Raw genomic sequence first — 18,950 nt, forward strand, 5'->3', positions numbered from 1 at the left:
TTTCCCGTTTAACCCTCGCTGTTAACATAACAAGGTAAGCGTTTTCCACAAGAGATACAGGAGGGGTATTCAACAATGAAGACAATCGGATTCAAGAAATGGGCGACGATGCTCGCCTCGCTTTCCTTGCTGACCGTTTCGCTCGCGGCGTGCGGCGGCAACAATAACAACAATGCCGCGCCTTCGGCAACGGCGGATTCAAGCGCAGGCTCCAGCCCGAGCGCAAGCCAAGCCGCAAGCGCCAACCCGGCCGACCTGAGCGGCACCGTCAAAATTTGGGACTGGGATGAAACGTTCCAGAACGGCATGATTCCGGAATTCAACAAAAAATATCCGAACATCAAAGTCGAAGTCACCGTCGTTAACCCGAACGATTACTTACAGAAGCTGCAAAGCGGTATCGCATCCGGCTCCGACGTGCCGGACATCATTCTCGGAGAATCCGCTTACCGCGGCAAGCTGTTCGATCTAGGCGTACTGGATAATCTGGAAGGCGCGCCATACAATTTCGACAAGAGCTCCGTGCTGGATTACACGGTTCCATACTTGCAGAACTCCAAAGGCGAGTTGATCGCGATCGACCAGGCGATTACGCCTGCCGGGTTCGCTTACCGCCGCGACCTTGCCAAGCAATACTGGGGCACGGACGATCCTGCCGAGCTGGAAAAGCTGATCTCCACTTGGGATGATTTTATCGCCAAAGGACAAGAACTGAAAGAAAAAAGCGGCGGCAATGTATTGATGTTCCCTGGATTGGGCGACGCTTATATCGTTCTTCGCGGACAAAACTTCAACTCTTACGTTAACGGTACCGACGTTGACCTTACTTCCAAGCTGCAAAAGCCGCTTGAAACTTTGTTCAAAATGAGAGATGCGGGCATTCTCGGCAAAAACGAGCTTTGGACGCCCGCATGGTCCGCTTCGATGGCGAAGGGCCAATTCATGTTCTACCCGATGGGACCTTGGGGACCGAAATGGCATATTTCCGCCAACGACCCTGAGGGCAGCGGCAAATGGGGTCTCGTGAAAGCGCCGGAAGGCGGATTTACGCGCGGCGGAACGGCAATCGGAATTTACAAAGACAGCAAAGCGAAAGAAGCCGCTTGGGCATTCATGCAATTCGCTTACTTGTCCGACGAAGGCTCGGCTTACAACTTCAAAACATTCGGCAACATGACCAGCTCCAAAGCGTTCTACGAGAATCAAAAAGCTCTTATCGATGCTCCGGGAGCATACGACGAGTTCTTCGGAGGACAAAACCTTGCGAAATACTTCATGGAGAACATCGTTCCCGACATGAAGGGCGAAGCGCAATCGAAGTATGACTCCGTAGTCGACAGCGTATTCAACGCGCTCTATCCTTTGTGGACCAAGGACACTACCATCACCGCGGATGCCGCGTTGCAAAAATTCATCACCGAAGTGAAGAACAAAGCAACCGACGCCAACGTGAAATAAAAACTTGCATAAACGAGGGATGAACGTGAATTCGGAACGCACACTTCTAACGTCTTCCGCCGCATCCCGCAAACGGAAATGGGGGCCACGCATGTGGCCCTACCTTTTCGCTTTGCCTTTCATTCTTTCATACGCGGCGTTTCAACTATACCCTGTACTCTATTCCTTCTACCTGAGCTTAAACGACTGGAACGGAATCGGCGAAAAAACCTATATCGGCTTTAAGAACTACGTCGACTTGCTAACGAACGATCCTTTGTTCTACAAGTCGCTCTGGAACACGTTGATCATGATGCTCATGTTCATTCCGGTTACGCTCATTTTAGGCCTTCTTCTCGCCTATTGGACTTTCCAGCTCACGAGAGGAAGAAAGCTGTTTCAAACGATTAACGTACTCCCTTACATTACGACTCCGGTCGCCATCGGTTTTATTTTCTCTTACTTTTTCGATTGGCAAACCGGCTTGATCAATCTTATCTTCGTGAAGCTCGGTTTGATGCAGGAAGGCTTTTATTGGCTTCAAGATCCGTGGACTTCGCGGGCGGTCATTGCCATGATGGTCGTTTGGCGCAACCTCGGTTATTTCATGGTCATCTTCATGGCGGGCATGACGGCCGTGCCTCAAGACGTATACGAAGCGGCCAAAGTCGACGGATCGACGGGGTTCCATACTTTCCGTCACATCACGATGCCGTTGCTTAGAAACATCTCCGTATTTTTGATCGTCACGTCAGTCATAGGCGGACTTCAGTTGTTCGACGAGCCTAAGCTGTTGTACGGCGGTTGGTCAGGGTCGGTGCAAGTCGGCGGGCCGGACAATACGGCGCTTACTGTCATCTGGAAATTCGTGGACGAATCGTTCATTTCCAATACGCGCTTCGGATATGCTTCGGCAATCGCTTATACCTTGTTCGTATTGATCGTCTTTTTCTCCATCATCAGCTATCGTCTCAGTGCGCCAAAGGAGGATAAGCGATGAAGAAGCTTATGTGGATTTGCCTAATACTCATTTCTCTGTTATCGCTGTTTCCTTTTTACATGATGATCGTCATGAGTACCTATTTCAACGAAGATTTGTTCAAGGGAATCCCTCTTCTTCCTAGCGACTATCTATTCGAGAACTTAAAAACGGTATTCAAATCCGACTTCTTGCGGGTGTACGGCAACAGCCTGATCGTGTCGATTACTTCGGTCGCCCTTGCGCTGTTCACAAGCACGTTGATCGGCTACGCGATCGCCAAATTCAAATTCCGCGGCCGGAATTTCCTGCAAATATTCGTTATCCTCACGATGATGGTGCCTACGCAGGTCGGATTGATCGGCTACATTATCGAGATGCGCCACATCGGCGTAGGCAACACGTTATGGCCGATAATCTTCGTCTGGATGGCTTTCCCGTTCGGAGCGTTCTTCATGATTCAATTCATGCGGGATGCCGTACCGAACGATCTGCTCGAATGCGCGCGCATCGACGGCTGTACCGAGCCCGGTATCTTGCTGCGCATCGTCCTTCCGATCATTAAGCCGGGTCTCGCGACGATGGCGACGATGGTGTTCTTGTGGTCATGGAACAACTACTTGCTGCCCTTGGTCACGATCAACAAATCGGAATGGTTTACGTTGCCGCTCTTCATCTCCAATCTCGGAATGGTCCATCGCACCGACTACGCCGCCCGTATGGCTGCACTCGCAATGACGACCGTACCGGTGCTGATCTTGTTCATTCTGGGCTCCAGAACATTCATGAAAGGCTTAACCGCCGGCGCCGTGAAGGGGTAAGAAGCAGCGAGTTAGCTATGCAGAACACAATGCTAGGACTGTTCAATTTGCAATTTTCCGAATATACTGTCAACTAAGAGACGAAGAACGTCCTTATCCCGGATCAGGGATGGGGCGTTCTTTTTTTTTGCGTCTTGTCCATGTAGCTTTCACTCGTACAAAGCTCTAGCTCCCCCCCATTTTCTCATAGACCAAGATGCCCCTTTTTCATTGATCAAGAAGCCAACTTTCTCATCGACCAGGAAGGCCCTTTTTCATCGACCAGGAAGCTACTTTCTCATCGACCAGGAAGCTACTTTCTCATCGACCAGGAAGCCCCTTTTTCATCGACCAGGAAGCTACTTTTTCATCGACCAGGAAGCTACTTTCTCATCGACCAGGAAGCCCCTTTCCCCGCACAAATCTGGCCTTCCCCTCGCACAATGGCCAATTCCCTCGCAAAACGCCCCTATCCCCTCGCAAAATTATGTCTGGGGTGATGTCGAATCGTAGCTCATTGCTGAGTATTTGGTTGTAGTCGGATGATTAAATTACATTCTTAGGAGGTTAAAATGATGGAATTTGAACAAGCGTACGAAAAGTTTATGCAAAGCCATATCGAACGCCGATCCGGCGAGCGCAGAGGACGGCTGATTAGCCGCAATTTTCATGGAGAGAAGTTATTTTTGCAGAACATCTGGTGGGTCCTTAAAGGGAGTTTGGATAATCTGCATCCCGAGTACGAAATCATGGATTGGCGGGGCAGGTCCTATTTTGCCGATTTTGCTTGGAAAACCCCTTGGAATTTCACTCTAATATTCGAGATCAAAGGCTTCGCCAAACACATTCGGGAAATGGATAGAAACGGATTCGATAATGATTCGAATCGGGAGCTGTTTCTCCAAGGGATCGGTTACCGCCTTATCTCCTTAACCTATGACAACGTCTCAAAACGGCCCGAATTATGCATCACATTGCTTCGCTTATTTTTTAGCCAATTTCAAGATATTGAAGTTCCGAAGCAAGCCTCTCGGCTAGGAGAAAAGGAAATCATCAGATACGCTCTCAGACTGGCTAGGCCTTTCCGTCCAATAGATGTCTCCCGAAATTTCCAGATCAATTACAGAACAACCATGAGGATTCTTCGGCAGCTACTAACTAAGGGCTGGATTGTCCCTGTCATGACGGGAAAAAGCATGAGAGTCGTTTGGTATAAAGTCGCGGATGGAGCCGTTCATTTTATTTGCTAATATCCAATGTCGAAACAAACTAGTACTACGCACAGTTTCTTAGCACACATAAACCGATTGCAAGCACTATAAGTAACCTATATATTCCCAGCCCATACTAACTCCATCATGACTGTCTCGATCATGGCTGTCTAATATGACTTTCTCGATCATAACTGTCTAATCATCCCTGTCTCGATAATGGCTATCTCGATCATGGCTCGCTCACGTACTTGCCCGATCACGCCCTAGCTCGATCACGCCCTAGCTCGATCACGCCCTAGCTCGATCACGTCTAAATGTAAAATTTACATTAATAATTATGGAAAATGCTCTTTTTCATGATCTAGGTGTAAAACATACACTTAAATCGCGTGAATATACCATAAATCATTGTAATGATCTAAAATAGTTGCAGATTTTACACTTAGACAATGTTGCGGGAAAAGAAGCCTATTTTAGATGTATATTTTACACTTGGGTTACAAGAGATTGCCTGGTTGGTTGGTTGGTTGGTTGGTTGGTTGGTTGGTTGGTTGGTTGGTTGGTTGGTTGGTTGGTTGGTTGGTTGGTTGGTTGGTTGGTTGAAAGTTGGCGGTACGGGGTTCGCGGGTTTGCCCGTGGCGAGCATGTGGCGCATGCGGGATTGCGTCAGGGTTCGCGGGGTTCGCGGGGTTCGCGGGGTTCGCGGGGTTCGCGGGGTACGCGGGGTTCGCGGGGTACGCGGGGTTCGCGGGGTACGCGGGGTTCGCGGGGTACGCGGGGTTCGCGGGGTACGCGGGGTACGCGGGGTACGCGGGGTAGGCGGGGTACGCGGGGTACGCGGGGCTACGCATAGTCTGAATATAGCAGCAATGAGACAATTTGCCTTTACACCTAGGCAAAACACACCGCTGCCCAAAAAAACCGCCGTTCCCGAAGGAACGACGGTTTACCCTAATGAGTTACATGCCAAGCCATTGCTTGAACAATTGCTTTGTCGTGTCTTTGTTCATCGCCGCGATGGAAGTCGTGAGCGGGATGCCTTTCGGGCAGGAGCGAACGCAGTTTTGCGAGTTGCCGCAGCCTTCTATGCCGCCTTCTTCCATCAACGCTTCCAGACGCTCGTGCTTGTTCATCTCGCCCGTCGGGTGAGCGTTGAACAAGCGCACTTGCGAGATCGGCGCCGGACCGATAAAGCTGTTCCGGTCGTTTACGTTCGGGCAAGCCTCGAGGCATACGCCGCACGTCATGCACTTGGACAGCTCGTAAGCCCATTGGCGCTTCGATTCCGCCATCCGAGGACCCGGTCCGAGATCGTACGTTCCGTCGATCGGAATCCATGCTTTAACCTTCTTAAGCGCGTTGAACATCCGCTCGCGGTTAATGACCAGGTCCCTTACGACAGGAAACGTTGCCATCGGTTCCAACCGAATCGGTTGTTCCAGCTTGTCGATGAGCGCGCTGCAAGCTTGACGAGGCTTGCCGTTGATGACCATCGAACAAGCGCCGCAAACTTCTTCCAAACAGTTGGATTCCCAGCATACGGGCGCGGTTTTCTCGCCGTTCGCCTTCACCGGATTACGCTGAATTTCCATCAAAGCGCTGATCACGTTCATGTTCGGACGGTACGGAACCTCGAATTCCTCCGTGAATGGGGAGGCATCCGGACGCTCTCGGCGCGTAATGATAAATTTGACTTTACGACCCGCTGCCGTTGCTGGTGCAGTTGTAGCTTGAGACATGGATTAACCCTCCTTCTTCTTGTTGGTGGAGTAGTCGCGTTTCCGAGGCGGGATCAAGGATACGTCCACGTCCTCGTACGAGATTTGCGCCCTTCGGGCGTAAATGTCGCTTTGGTCGTCTTCAGGAAGTTCTCGTCGTCCCGTTCCGGGAATTCCGGCTTATAGTGGGCTCCGCGGCTCTCGTTGCGCAGAAGCGCTCCGGCCGTCATCGCTTCTGCCAGTTCCAGCATGTTCCACAATTGACGAGTGAACGCGGCGCCGGAGTTGTTCCATTGCGCGGTATCGTTGATGTTGATCTTATGGTAACGCTGCTTAAGCTCTTTGATTTTGTCGATCGTCTCTTCGAGCTTCTTGTTGTAACGGACAACGGTCATGTTGTTCGTCATCCACTCTCCGAGCTCTCTGCTCAATACATAAGCGTTTTCGTTGCCGTCCATTTTCAGGATCGATTCGAATTTGTTCGCTTGTTTTTTGCGCTCTTGCTCGAAAATGCTCTCCGATACGTCTTCGGCCGACTTCTTCAAGCCGCGCACGTACTCGATCGCTTTCGGTCCCGTGACCATACCGCCGAAGATCGCGGACAGCAACGAGTTTGCGCCAAGACGGTTCGCGCCGTGATATTGATAGTCGCACTCTCCGCAGGCGAACAGCCCCGGAACGTTCGTCATTTGATTGTAGTCGACCCACAATCCGCCCATCGAGTAGTGAACCGCAGGGAAAATTTGCATTGGAATTTTACGCGGATCGTCTCCGGTAAACTTCTCGTAAATTTCGATAATTCCGCCGAGCTTAACGTCAAGCTCCTTCGGATCCTTGTGGGATAGTCAAGGTAAACTTTGTTTTCCCCGTTGATTCCCAACTTCTGGTTTACGCACACGTCGAAAATTTCGCGAGTCGCGATATCCCGCGGCACGAGGTTACCGTATGCCGGATATTTTTCCTCGAGGAAGTACCAAGGCTTACCGTCTTTGTACGTCCAGATGCGACCGCCTTCTCCCCTTGCGGATTCGCTCATCAGACGGTTTTTGTCGTCTCCCGGAATCGCCGTCGGGTGAATCTGAATGAACTCGCCGTTCGCATAGTGAACGCCTTGTTGGTAAACCGCGCTCGCCGCCGTTCCCGTATTGATGACCGAGTTCGTCGTTTTGCCGAAAATAATGCCCGGGCCGCCGGTTGCCAGAATGACCGCATCCCCGCGGAACGTGACGGCTTCCATCGTACGCAGATCTTGCGCGGAAATTCCGCGGCAAACGCCGTCATCGTCTAGAACGACGGACGTGAATTCCCAATGCTCGAATTTCTGCACGAGGCCCGCCACTTCCCAGCGCCGCACTTGCTCGTCCAACGCGTACAGCAGCTGCTGCCCCGTCGTGGCGCCGGCAAACGCCGTGCGGTGATATTGCGTACCGCCGAAACGACGGAAATCGAGCAAACCTTCAGGCGTACGGCTGAACATAACGCCCATCCGGTCCATCAAGTGAATAATGCCAGGCGCCGCTTCGCACATCGCCTTAACGGGAGGTTGGTTCGCGAGGAAGTCGCCTCCGTATACCGTATCGTCAAAGTGCTCCCAAGGGGAATCCCCTTCGCCTTTTGTATTTACAGCTCCGTTAATCCCGCCTTGAGCGCATACGGAGTGAGATCTTTTAACCGGAACCAGCGAGAACAGATCGACCCGAACTCCCGCTTCCGCCGCTTTAATCGTCGCCATCAATCCGGCAAGCCCGCCTCCGACGACAATTACTTTTTGAGTAGCCATTGTATGTTTCTCCTCCCTCTAACCGTTCGACACTGAACTTAACGCCGTTGCTGCAGCCGAAGCGAACTCGTCGCCGCGGAAAGCGAACAGGGACAACAAGAACAGAGCCGACAAGATTACGAAGATGACCATGCAGATATTAGAGGAAACCTTCTGAGCGCGCGGACCGACCGTAATGCCCCAGCTAACGAAGAACGCCCATAGACCGTTCGAGAAGTGGAACATCGCCGCGAGAACGCCGATGATATAAGCCGTAAATACAAGCGGATCGCTCACGATACCGTTCATGTGCTGTCCTAGCTCTTCGTGGGTCACGTTGCCGAGCGTAATTTGAAAGCGCGTTTCGTAAAAGTGCCATGCAACGAAAATAAAGGTTATGACCCCCGTTATCCGTTGTGCGGCAAATGCCCAGTTACGGCCGTAGCTGAATCTGCCCGTGTTAAGATTCGATTGATACGCGATGTACAACCCGTATACCCCATGGAATAAAATAGGCAGCCAGATAACGAACAATTCCAGCCAGAATACAAGAGGTACGCTGTTCAGAAAATCAATGCTTTTCGTAAAGCCCTCCTGCCCGCCTTCGTAAGCGGAGTAGTTCGTCAGCGCGTGCTCGATGATGAACAATCCGAGCGGGATTACGCCAAGCAACGAATGAAGCTTTCTCGGTAAATAAGAATTACCCTTCGCCATGTCTGTGTTTGTTCTCCTTTCGCATCCGTGCTTTGACTTCAGTTGACGATGTTATCCATTCGTCACCATTTCGTCACCGCTTTTAAGGTTACTCTATTTTCGCTTATAATGGAACTGCTTATTTAATATTAATACTTATAACTATTTTGCATATGAGGATGGTGATCCCGATGCTTGAAGATATGCGGCTATTCGCGACGATCGTAGAACAGAAAAGCTTGAACAAAGCGGCGGAGAGGCTTAACCTGTCCCAGCCCGCTCTCTCGCGCCGTTTAGCCCGTTTGGAAGCGGAGCTTGAAGTCGATCTGTTCCGAAGAATCGGCAAGCGGCTCGAGTTGACGGCTGCCGGTCAAGTCACTTACGAGTTCGCGCTTGATCTGCGACGTTATCATGGCGGATTTTTACAACGGCTGAACGCGTTCAAATCTTCGGAAGCCCATGTCGCGACTATCGGAGCCAGCTTAACGACGCTTCAAACCACGCTCCCGGATCTGATTACGGCCATGACGGAGAAACATCCTAATCTGGAGATCAAAGCCATTACCGGCAAATCCCACGAAATCGCCACGCTCGTGAAGGAGAGGAAAGTCGATTTCGGCATCGTCGCTTCCTCCGTCATCGATGATCCCGCTATTACCAGTTTACCCTTATTCGACGATCATCTTATCCTCGTCCTTCCGCGAACGCACATTATATTAGAAAGAACTCATTTGGAGATGGCCGATTTGCACGGCTTGCCTATGATCCTTTTCGCTCCCGGCACTTGGTACAGAACGTTAACGGACGAGCTCCTCCGAGCCTATAACCTGAAACCCGACGTCCGGATGGAGATCGATTCCTTCGAAGCGATTATCCGCCTGTTGTCCGCTTGCAGAGCGGGCACTTTATTGCCGAAATCTTACTTGCGCGAGCAGGTATTGGAAGACAACGATCTATACTTGGTACGGATCCGCGAACTCGAGGAGACGAAACGGACAACGTCCCTCATTCACGGCGACCCGGCATGGCTTGCTCCTTCCACGCGTTTCCTGATCGAAGAGACGAAAACGTATTTCGCAAGGCGAGCAAGCCAGCAATAAGAGCAGGCCCGGCGCGGGATTGCTCCCCTTTTCCTGAACTTTCCGGTTTTAAACGCCTACCTGCTGTGGTAACCTTTTACAAGTATTCGAACGATTAACCCGATCTCGATTGGGGAAAGTTTGTATCAATGCGATTTATTATTCGAATCGCGACCAAATCCGGCCAAAACCTGTAAAGGTGCGGGGGAAATGAACGAAAGTACATATCGGTAAGCCGTATCGTACTAGGGGTGAATCGCGACGAAAGCGTAGGGCTGATCTCCCAGCCCGAATCCGACAGCTAACCTCGCCGGCCAATTCCAGGAGGAATACCGTAAATGAAACACAGTTGGAAAAAGTGGAGTACGCGATCTGCGGCACTCGTATTAGGCGCAACGTTGGCACTGCCGGGATTTACCGCGCATGCGGCAACTTCCTATACGGCGAAGGAATCCGACACGTTCTGGAAGCTCTCGCAGCAATTGAACGTTCCTCTTCAACAGCTCGTAGATGCGAATCCCAACGTTGATCCGCTGAACATTTATGCTGGACTGAAGCTGCTTATCCCAAGCGGCGCCGCGAAAGCGCCTTCGATTTCGGCCGACGAATCCGCCAAGCCCGTTCAAGCGATAACGACATCCGCCGGCCAGTCTTTAGCTTTCTCGAAAGTAATGGACATCAAGGCGACGGCCTATTCCGCTTCGGCGGAGGAAAACGGAAAATGGGGACCCGTTGACTACTTCGGAAATCCGCTTAAGCTTGGCACGATCGCCGTCGATCCGAAGATCATTCCCTTCGGCACGAAAGTGTACATCACCGGATATCAGTTTTCGGGCTTGCCTGCCGGAGGATTAGTCGCTACCGCAACGGATAAAGGCGGAGCGATCAAAGGCAACCGCATCGATATTTTCGTGCCCGGCTCTCGCGATTTCGTGTCCGGATTCGGTTATCAGAGCGTTAAAGTTTATATTTTGAAATAGTCGCGGCTCATGCCGTTGCCGCAAGGACTATTCGCGATAAGCTCCTGCTTTCGCGAATAGTCCTTTTACTATTTGCCCGTTCTCTGCTCCGGTATTTCCAAAAGATCGGTTAAAGTGACCGGCTCGTACTGATGGGCGCGAAGCCAATCGATGATCCTCGGAAGCGCCTTTACGGTGCCGGACAAATTTTGGCCTTTCCCTCCGCCGGCATGCATAAGCACGACGGAACCGGGACGAACCGATTGCGTCACGTTGCGGAACACCTTATCGGCGTTCAGTTGCCGCCAGTCCGAGGAATCCACGTCCCAGTTCACTACCGTATACCCTTTCTTCTTCGCCCACTCCAAGTGCGCGGGCAGAATTTCCCCGTACGGCGGACGAACGAGCCTAGGCTTAAATCCGACGATGCTTTCGATTTTCCTCTCGGCGCGTCCGATCTGCTCCTGTACCTTCGCCAAAGGCAGCTTAGAGAAGTTCGGGTGACTGTAGGAATGGTTGCCGATGTCATGTCCTTCCCGATGAATGCGTTTGACCAGGTCAGGATGCTTCGAGCTTCGGGTGCCGACGACGAAGAAAGTAGCGTGAACCTTCTTATCTCTTAGCACGTTAAGAACCTGCGGCGTAAACCGAGGATCCGGCACGTCGTCGAACGTCAACGCGACCTTCCGGGAACCGCGGGAAGCCGACAAAACGAATACCCCTTCGTATTTGCGTTCCAGATCCGACCATTTGATGCCGGAAGGCTTGGCATTAACGGTGGACGCCCCCACGCAACTCCCCCACAAAGACAAAAGGGTGACGGCGCTAAGCAGCGCCATCACCGCTGTTTTGGAGCGTGAAATCTTCATCTCGCCCTTCCTCCCTGCAGCTTATCTAATCTATATCCTGAACGAATGGGATGGTTTTCATTCAACTCCTCTAAGCTCCTAAATAAAAAAGATCGGGCTATTGCCCGATCGATTGTTGGAATTGTTCTATTTGGTCATTCGTGCCGATTACGACCATCACGTCGTCCGTAGACAATACGTCCTTCGCCACGGGGGCGATAATAATTCCTTGAGGTTTATTGATGGCAACGATGCTGCAGCCGAATCTCCCTCTCGGATTAACGTCGTCCAGCGATTTGCCCGCCAAGCATTGAGGAACCGCCAGCTCCGCGATCGTATATTGCTTGGACAACTCTATATAATCAAGTAAATTAGGCGATACGAGCTGATGCGCGACCCTTACCCCCATGTCTCTCTCGGGATAAATGATCCGGTCTACGCCCACGCGTTCCAACACGCGTCCGTGCAGGTCGGACACCGCCTTGGCTACGACCTTCTTAACGCCGAGATCCTTTAATAAAATCGTCGCCAGGATGCTCGCCTGTATATCGTCCCCGATCGCCACTACGCCGCAATCGAAGTTACGGGCGCCGACGGAACGCAGTACCTCTTCCTCCGTTGCATCCGCTACGACCGCATGCGTCAGCACGTTGGAAAGCTCTTGCACCTTCTCTTCGTCGCGATCGACTCCAAGCACCTCGTACCCTAGCTTGATTAGCTCCGTTCCCAAGCTGGATCCGAAACGTCCCAAACCGATAATTACGAATTGATTCATCTTCATGACATTTCCGCCTCTACCCGATAATAATTTTACCTTCCGCATTCCGATATAAAGCACGACCCTGCTTCGGCCCAAGCGCGTAAGTCAAGGTCAGCGGCCCAAGCCGCCCCATAAACATCATGAGAATGATGATGATTTTGCCCGCGACGGTCAAATGCGCCGTCAATCCCATCGTTAAACCGACCGTTCCGAAAGCGGAAGTCACTTCGAACAGAATCATGAGGAAATGGTGGTCCTCCGTCGTCGACAAGATCATCGTGGCCATAATGACGAGTCCGAAGGCGAACAACGTAACGGTTAAAGCTTTATATACCCTTTCTTGCGCCAACCTCATACGGAACAGCACGACATCTTCCTTGCCCCTGACCATGGCAACGACCGCCCCGACAAGCGCGGTGAACGTCGTGGTCTTAATTCCTCCGCCCGTGGAACCAGGCGAAGCCCCTATAAACATGAGAATAACGATGATGAATTGGGTCGCTTGCCGCAACGCTCCGATATCTACGGAGTTCACTCCGGCCGTTCTTGGCGATACGGATTGCATGAAGGCCGCTAACAGCTTTTCCCCGAATCCGAGCGAACCCATCGTTCTGCTGTTCGTGTATTCGAATAGGAAGATGACTGCCGCGCCTGCCACGATCAATAAGGCGGACATGCTGAGCACGACTTTCGAATGAAGCGATAATTTACGTTTAGGATTGCGGATTTCAACCAAATCGGATAGTACGACGAAACCTAGACCGCCTAGAACGATGAGCAGCATCGTAACGATGTTAACCAAAGGATCTCCTACGTAATCTACCAAACTGCGATAGTCACCCATAATATCGAAACCGGCATTGTTGAAAAAAGATACCGCATGGAAGACGCCCTTATAGATGGCTTCGCCGACCGGCATATCGAATAAGAATCGTACCGTAAACAAAATGGCTCCGGCTAGCTCGATAGTTAAGGCGTAAATAACGACTTTGCGCACTAATCGAATAATTCCTTCGATACTCGTCTGATTAAACGCTTCTTGCAGGACGAGCCGTTCTTTCAAGGAGATCCGGCGCTTGAGCATGATCGCGAATAGCGTAGCCATCGTCATAAAGCCAAGGCGCCGATCTGGATCATCGCCAGAATGATCCATTGGCCGGCCGTCGTCCAATATGTTCCGGTATCGACGACCACAAGCCCGGTTACGCAAGTCGCGGACGTTGCCGTGAACAACGTATCGATGAATCGCGGAGCCGCTTCTTGCGTATGGGCGAAGGGCAGCATAAGCAAGCCCGCTCCCAAGAATATGATCGCGGCGAAGCCCAACACGAGAATTCTGGGCGGAGATGCCGCGATAGATTTGAATAATTTGACAACCATGACCATCCACTCCGTCAACCGATAATGATTTTTCCTTCCGCGTGACGGTAGAGCACTCGACCCGGCTTAGGCCCAAGCGCGTAGGTCAACGTCAGTGGACCCAAACGCCCGATAAACATGAGAAAGATGATCGTTAATTTTCCGGCAATGGATAGATTGGCCGTGAGTCCCATCGACAAACCGACCGTTCCGAACGCCGATGTCGCTTCGAACAAAATTTTCAGAAACCCTGCATCCTCGGTCGTCGCGAGCACCATTGTTCCTAGCATTACGATACCGATACAGAACAAAGTAACCGTAACCGCCTTGTAAACCCGCTCCTGTGCCAGACGCAGGCGGAACAGGACAACATCCTCTTTACCGCGGATCATAGCCAATACGGCACCGACGAGCACGGCGAACGTCGTCGTCTTGATCCCTCCGCCCGTTGAACCTGGCGAAGCGCCGATAAACATGAGGATAATGATGAAAAATTGAGTCGCCTGGCGCAATTCGGCGATGTCTACGGTCGCGACGCCGCCGGAGCGGGTCGTAACCGATTGGAACAGCGACATTAACACCTTTTGCCCGAAAGCCTCGTCCCCGATCGACCGCCCGTTCGTAAACTCGAAAATGAAAATAATCAATGCTCCGAATCCGATCAATACCGCCGAAACGCTTAGAACGACTTTCGTATGTAATGAAAATTTCCACTTTTTTCGGATTTCGAACAAATCCGCGAGCACGATAAATCCGAAGCCGCCGAGAACGATCAGCACCATGGAGACGATATTCATGTACAAATCCGCGGAATATTTGGAAAAACTGCTAAAGTCCCCCGACAAATCGAAGCCCGCGTTGTTAAATATGGAGATGGAATGGAATATCCCATGATAGATCGCTTGCCCGAGAGGCATATCTATCGCGAAACGAATCGAATACAGGATCGCTCCCGCCGTCTCTAACGCCAGCGCGTAGAAAATGACTTTCCTTACGAGCCTGACAAGTCCTTCGATGCTTCCTTGATTGAGGGACTCTTGTAAAATAAGCCGCTCCTTTAGCGAAATTCTTCTACGAAGGATAAGAGCGAACAAAGTCGCCATCGTCATGAAACCGATCCCGCCGATTTGAATGAGCAGCAGAATGACCCAATGGCCGAAGGTGGAAAAATGACTGCCCGTATCGAACAAAACCAACCCTGTCACGCATGTGGCGGAAGTCGCGGTGAAGAGCGCGTCCACGAAGGACATCGATTCCCGGCTTACCGTCGCGATGGGCAATCTCAGCAACTGCGCTCCGGCGAAGATGATGAACGCGAATCCGATCAGCAAAGTTCTTGGCGGAGACGCGCTGAACCATCTTATTGCTTTTTTAATCAAATAAGTCACCTCATAAGAAATTCAAGGGAGTTGGACATTTATGCAACAAAAAAAGCACTGGAACCCCAGCGCTTATTATTCGCACGCGAGTCCTGTTCGTTACGTAGCCTACGAGGTTAGCTGTCGGGTTCGGGCTCGAACAGGCTGCCCTATCCATCGCGCCTAGACGCGAGGTTGGAATTCACCCCGGGATCTTCGAATACAATGAAGCTTGTATACGATGATTGGTTGGTTCCCCCGTTTTCGTTATGAGGTTGCCCTCAAATTCGGAAATTCGGCTATCTATTCAGATGATTTTCAGACGTACCATCGAATTATATTCTTTCCTGCTTAGGGGGACAACATCAAAAAGGGGGCAAACCGACTCATTTGAACGATTTTACCGATAGCTTGCTCATGCTTATGCCCTCGGACAGTGATTATCGTTCTCTTTGCTTTCATTTTCATCGAAAATGAGAGATACTTGATGAAAAATAAGGCGTTTCACAAGATTAAACCCGCTGTATGCGTTTACTTGAACTTATTTTGCTTAAGGAGAGATACATTTTGAGTAGATTAGCCCCATCCGCTTTGGACAAACGCTGGATCTGGACAGCCACGATCGGGTTCCTGTTTTTCTTGCTCATTCAAGTATTCCCCATCACGGGGCAATTGTTTGCAATCGACGTGCAAGATGTCATGACGCGTTCCAAAGCCGAGGACAAAGCGCTGGAGTGGGCGGAGGCGAAATTCGGGATACGACCCGATCAAACGGAGAAAAAGACGGTCACGCATTTGTCCGATAGCGACACGACCGGTTACTTTTCCAAATATAAACTGTATGACGCTTATGAGAAACAATGGTCGGCCTCCGCTCCGACGGATACTTACGCGGTCGAATTGCATTTACGCGAGAAGGGGAAACTGCTGCTCTTCCTGAACATGGAATCCGGAAACCTAGTCGCTTGGAAGCATTATAGCGATTGGCCGGCTAAAAAGGATCATTCGGTAAGCGAAGGAGCGAGCGGGGAGCAATCTGCGGCCAACGCGCTGAAATACGCGGAGTTTTGGGGCGTACAGCCGGGAGATTGGGAGCCGGAGGGTAAATCGGACTCGGACGGCGCTTTCACTTTCGCCTCGAAATCGGGCTCGATCGAAGAGGCTCGCCTATGGCTTAAAGTGAGCATGCCGGACGGATTCAGCACGTTCGATTCCGCTTTCCCCTCCTGGCAAGGCGGATCCGTAACGTATGGGGTGAACTTGCCCGACGATTTCGTCGATTATCTCGATAGCCAGGAAAAATGGTCGGCCATGCTGTCTTTGCTCGGTTTTCTATTGCCTCAAGTGCTGCTGTTCATTCTTGCCATCATTTATACCGGTACCCATGGCGGGAATAGCTCTTACTTACGAGGGATTTTCTTATCCGTCCTGTTCTTCGTCCTCTATGCCGGCTTAACGTTTAACATGATACCCGGCCTGCGAGCCGGAACATGGGATGATGGCGTCGGCGTTGGAAGTAACGCGACCGTTATCGTCAGCCTGATCACTTATGCGGCAATGGCGGTATTTACTTACTTATCCGCCGTAGGCGGAGACGGTTTGTGGAAATCGATGGGACACAGCTTGTGGCCGAGATGGAAAGAATCCGGCTATGGGGAAGCAGTGCTCAGGAGCATGCGCGAAGGTTACTTCCTCGCCTTTATCCTGCTTGGCGCACAGTCCGTTATTTTGCTTCTTCTCGAGAAATCGTTAGGCTCCTTCGCCGCCTCGGACGCGTCGCAATCGATGTATAACATGAGCATCCCGTTGTTGCTTCCTTTATTGGCATGGTGCGCCGGGATTTCCGAGGAGCTGCAGAGCCGGTTGTTCGGCATCGGCGTATTCCGCCTATGGTTCGTAGGTCTCGCACGCAAAATACTGGGGAAGGAGCCTTCCCGCAAAGCTTTGGTTTGGCTAACGACGGCCGCAATCGTACCGCCGGGCTTAATCTGGGCGCTAGGCCATGTCGGATATGCCATCTTTCCGGTTTACACGCGAGTAATCGAGCTCGTGCTCATGTCCTTCCTATTCGGATGGTTCATGCTTCGCTTCGGCATCATGACCGTCATTTTCGCCCACGTTACTTTGGATGCGATCTTAATGGGCATGCAGATGATGTTCGACGGTTTGCCCGGGGATTTCGCCGGCGGCGTGTTCAGCATTCTCATGCCGGGACTCGCGGGGATCGTCATATGGGGACTGCATAGGGCAATACGACCCCGAAGTTAAAGCGGCCTTCCGAATGGTCTAAATAAACTCGCCCGCCATGCCGTTCCACGATAGTGCGGGTAATCGCCAAACCCAAGCCCGCTCCTTCTTGCGGGCTTGTTTTCGTTCTGGAGTCGTCCGCTTTATAGAACCGGTCGAACAATCGTTCCTCCTGATCTTTAGTTATCGCTTCGCCTTCATTTTCCACCATTAAGGTAACTTGTTTATCCCGGCCGGTCAAAACCACCCGAATTACGCCCGGTTTAACGGAAAACTTCACGGCGTTAATCAACAAATTATCGACGGCTCTCTTGATTCGTTCGGGATCTGCCCGAATGAATAAAGGCTGTTCGTGCAGCTCCGACTCAATAGCCACTTCGTTGTCATGGGCTAGCGGTTGAATCTCGACAAGCATTTGATTAAGGAGCTCCCTGAGATCTATAGTCTCTAGATCCAGCATAATTTCGCTCTGAGTCAACCTCGTATACTCGAACAGCTCGTCGATGAGCCTTTTCAGCTGTATTGCTTTGTTGTGGGTGTTCCCGACGAAACGCTCGTATTCCGCCTCGTCTTGGTAAGCCTTCTCCTTCAGTAGCCCTAAATAACCGATAATGCTCGTCAAAGGAGTTCTAAGATCGTGCGAAACGCCCGTGATCAGCTCCATCTTCGACCTTTCCAATTGCCTTTCTTTCTCGATCAAGCTCTCCAGTTTCTGCGCCATGAAATTAATGTGCTCGGCAACCGCACCCAGTTCGTCTTGCCTGACGATCGGAATTCGATAATGAAGATTGCCCGCCGAAATAACGGTTAAACCTTCGGATAATGTCTGCATGTATTTAATCGTGCGGCGGGTTAAAACAAGGAACGAGATCGTGAAAGTTCCGAAGAAGGCGATTACCGAGATCGGGACTTCGAACAAGAGGCCTCTAGGAATGGACACGGATACCAAAAAGCTTGCTACTATACTGGCGAGGAACGTCCATACCATCTGAAATCGAAGACTTCTTCGCCCGGTAAGAGTCGAAATGAGGGAGTTGAACTTGTTATTTCTCAATTTTATAACCTACTCCCCATACCGTCTTGATATAGCGAGGCTCCCGGGAATTGTCTTCGATTTTGTCGCGAATGTTTCGGATATGGACCATGACCGTATTGTCCGAATAACCGCTAGGCTCCTTCCATACCTTCTCGTAAATTTGATCGGCATGAAACACTTGCCCTCTGTGGCTAGCCAATAATTCAAGAATCGCGAACTCCAGCGGCGTAAGAGCTACTTCTTGACCCCTTACCGTTACCTGATGCTGCGCGACGTCGATCATGAGCTCATTAACGCGTATGACCGTTTCGGGCTCGCTGTTCGCGTTCAGGTTTTGCCTGCGAAGCTGAGCTTTGACCCTTGCCATTAACTCCAACGGGCTAAAAGGTTTGGACACGTAATCGTCCGCCCCTGTGGAAAGTCCCGTAATTTTATCGATATCTTCCTGTTTGGCTGATAGCATAATGATCGGAATGTCGGACGTTTCCCTAATACGGATGCAAGCTTTGATTCCGTCCAGATCCGGCATCATCACGTCCAAAATAATGAGTTGTACAGGCTCCTTCGCAACGATCTCCACAGCGCGAAGGCCGTTTTCCGCTTCTAGAACGCGAAATCCATCATTGCGTAAATATACGTGGATGACATCCCTGATTTCAGCGTCGTCATCGACGATCAAGACGGTGCTTGTGTTCATTCGCGAT

The 18,950-nt window shown here is 51.1% G+C and carries 14 protein-coding genes, 2 pseudogenes and 2 riboswitches; of the genes and pseudogenes, 7 read left to right on the top strand and 9 right to left on the bottom strand.

All coding sequences use genetic code 11. The features are described from left to right. Positions 1-75 precede the first annotated feature (75 nt). The 4 genes from FPL14_RS06280 (at position 76) to FPL14_RS06295 (ending at position 4,466) form a co-directional block, all read left to right on the top strand. Positions 76-1,458, top strand: coding sequence for an ABC transporter substrate-binding protein (locus FPL14_RS06280; RefSeq protein ID WP_182302209.1), 1,383 nt, complete (start codon positions 76-78; stop codon positions 1,456-1,458). A gap of 91 nt (positions 1,459-1,549) precedes the next feature. Then, a complete protein-coding gene (locus FPL14_RS06285) occupies positions 1,550-2,437 on the top strand; it encodes a carbohydrate ABC transporter permease (protein ID WP_182302210.1) in 888 nt (295 codons plus the stop codon). Next, positions 2,434-3,237 carry a carbohydrate ABC transporter permease gene (locus FPL14_RS06290; protein WP_182302211.1) on the top strand — a complete coding sequence of 268 codons (804 nt, stop codon included), beginning with the start codon at positions 2,434-2,436 and terminating at the stop codon, positions 3,235-3,237. Before FPL14_RS06285 ends, FPL14_RS06290 begins: the two co-directional genes overlap by 4 nt. A gap of 551 nt (positions 3,238-3,788) precedes the next feature. Next, positions 3,789-4,466 carry a hypothetical protein gene (locus FPL14_RS06295; RefSeq protein WP_229263803.1) on the top strand — a complete coding sequence of 226 codons (678 nt, stop codon included), beginning with the start codon at positions 3,789-3,791 and terminating at the stop codon, positions 4,464-4,466. Between the two features lie 923 nt (positions 4,467-5,389). Here FPL14_RS06295 and sdhB read toward each other — a convergent pair. The 3 genes and pseudogenes from sdhB to FPL14_RS06320 all read right to left on the bottom strand — a co-directional run bounded on the left by sdhB (position 5,390) and on the right by FPL14_RS06320 (position 8,621). Further along, the gene (gene sdhB / locus FPL14_RS06310) at positions 5,390-6,169 is read right to left on the bottom strand and encodes a succinate dehydrogenase iron-sulfur subunit (RefSeq protein ID WP_182302213.1); all 780 of its coding nucleotides are present in this window, start codon (positions 6,167-6,169) and stop codon (positions 5,390-5,392) included. A 3-nt stretch (positions 6,170-6,172) separates the two neighbouring features. Further along, a pseudogene (sdhA, locus tag FPL14_RS06315) lies at positions 6,173-7,928 on the bottom strand (succinate dehydrogenase flavoprotein subunit). 18 nt (positions 7,929-7,946) lie between these two features. Next, positions 7,947-8,621, bottom strand: coding sequence for a succinate dehydrogenase cytochrome b558 subunit (locus FPL14_RS06320; RefSeq protein WP_182302214.1), 675 nt, complete (start codon positions 8,619-8,621; stop codon positions 7,947-7,949). 170 nt (positions 8,622-8,791) lie between these two features. On the opposite strand from FPL14_RS06320, the gene FPL14_RS06325 reads away from it, so the two are divergent. Both FPL14_RS06325 and FPL14_RS06330 read left to right on the top strand, forming a co-directional pair. Next, positions 8,792-9,700: a LysR family transcriptional regulator gene (locus tag FPL14_RS06325; RefSeq protein ID WP_182302215.1), complete on the top strand. Its 909-nt coding sequence runs from the start codon at positions 8,792-8,794 to the stop codon at positions 9,698-9,700. Positions 9,701-9,851: 151 nt separating this feature from the next. Next, positions 9,852-10,011, top strand: a riboswitch (cyclic di-AMP (ydaO/yuaA leader). A 6-nt stretch (positions 10,012-10,017) separates the two neighbouring features. Continuing rightward, entirely contained in the window at positions 10,018-10,659 is a 642-nt protein-coding gene (locus FPL14_RS06330) for a 3D domain-containing protein (RefSeq protein WP_182302216.1), read from the top strand. 68 nt (positions 10,660-10,727) lie between these two features. Here the strand turns inward: FPL14_RS06330 and FPL14_RS06335 are convergent, their stop codons facing one another. From FPL14_RS06335 to FPL14_RS06350, 4 genes and pseudogenes are all read right to left on the bottom strand, one after another. After that, entirely contained in the window at positions 10,728-11,507 is a 780-nt protein-coding gene (locus FPL14_RS06335; RefSeq protein WP_182302217.1) for a polysaccharide deacetylase family protein, read from the bottom strand. A 97-nt stretch (positions 11,508-11,604) separates the two neighbouring features. Further along, a complete protein-coding gene (locus FPL14_RS06340) occupies positions 11,605-12,267 on the bottom strand; it encodes a potassium channel family protein (protein WP_182302218.1) in 663 nt (220 codons plus the stop codon). Positions 12,268-12,280: 13 nt separating this feature from the next. Continuing rightward, positions 12,281-13,626 (bottom strand): annotated as a pseudogene (locus FPL14_RS06345) (TrkH family potassium uptake protein). 14 nt (positions 13,627-13,640) lie between these two features. Next, on the bottom strand, positions 13,641-14,981 hold the full coding sequence (locus tag FPL14_RS06350) for a TrkH family potassium uptake protein (RefSeq protein ID WP_182303877.1): 1,341 nt from the start codon (positions 14,979-14,981) through the stop codon (positions 13,641-13,643). Between the two features lie 93 nt (positions 14,982-15,074). Beyond that, positions 15,075-15,274: riboswitch (cyclic di-AMP (ydaO/yuaA leader) on the bottom strand. Positions 15,275-15,530: 256 nt separating this feature from the next. Here FPL14_RS06350 and FPL14_RS06355 point away from each other — a divergent pair. Continuing rightward, positions 15,531-17,231 (top strand): CPBP family intramembrane glutamic endopeptidase, encoded by a 1,701-nt coding sequence (locus tag FPL14_RS06355; protein ID WP_182302219.1) that lies wholly within the window; start codon positions 15,531-15,533, stop codon positions 17,229-17,231. On the opposite strand, the gene FPL14_RS06360 is transcribed toward FPL14_RS06355, so the two are convergent. Then, positions 17,191-18,264 (bottom strand): sensor histidine kinase, encoded by a 1,074-nt coding sequence (locus FPL14_RS06360; protein WP_182302220.1) that lies wholly within the window; start codon positions 18,262-18,264, stop codon positions 17,191-17,193. The two genes, FPL14_RS06355 and FPL14_RS06360, sit on opposite strands and share 41 nt — an antisense overlap. After that, the gene (locus FPL14_RS06365; RefSeq protein ID WP_182302221.1) at positions 18,254-18,943 is read right to left on the bottom strand and encodes a response regulator transcription factor; all 690 of its coding nucleotides are present in this window, start codon (positions 18,941-18,943) and stop codon (positions 18,254-18,256) included. The genes FPL14_RS06360 and FPL14_RS06365 overlap by 11 nt, the downstream gene beginning before the upstream one ends. Between the last annotated feature and the right edge of the window lie 7 nt (positions 18,944-18,950).

The organism is Cohnella cholangitidis (assembly GCF_014107495.1).
In the GTDB taxonomy this organism is placed as follows: Bacteria; Bacillota; Bacilli; order Paenibacillales; family Paenibacillaceae; genus Cohnella; species Cohnella cholangitidis.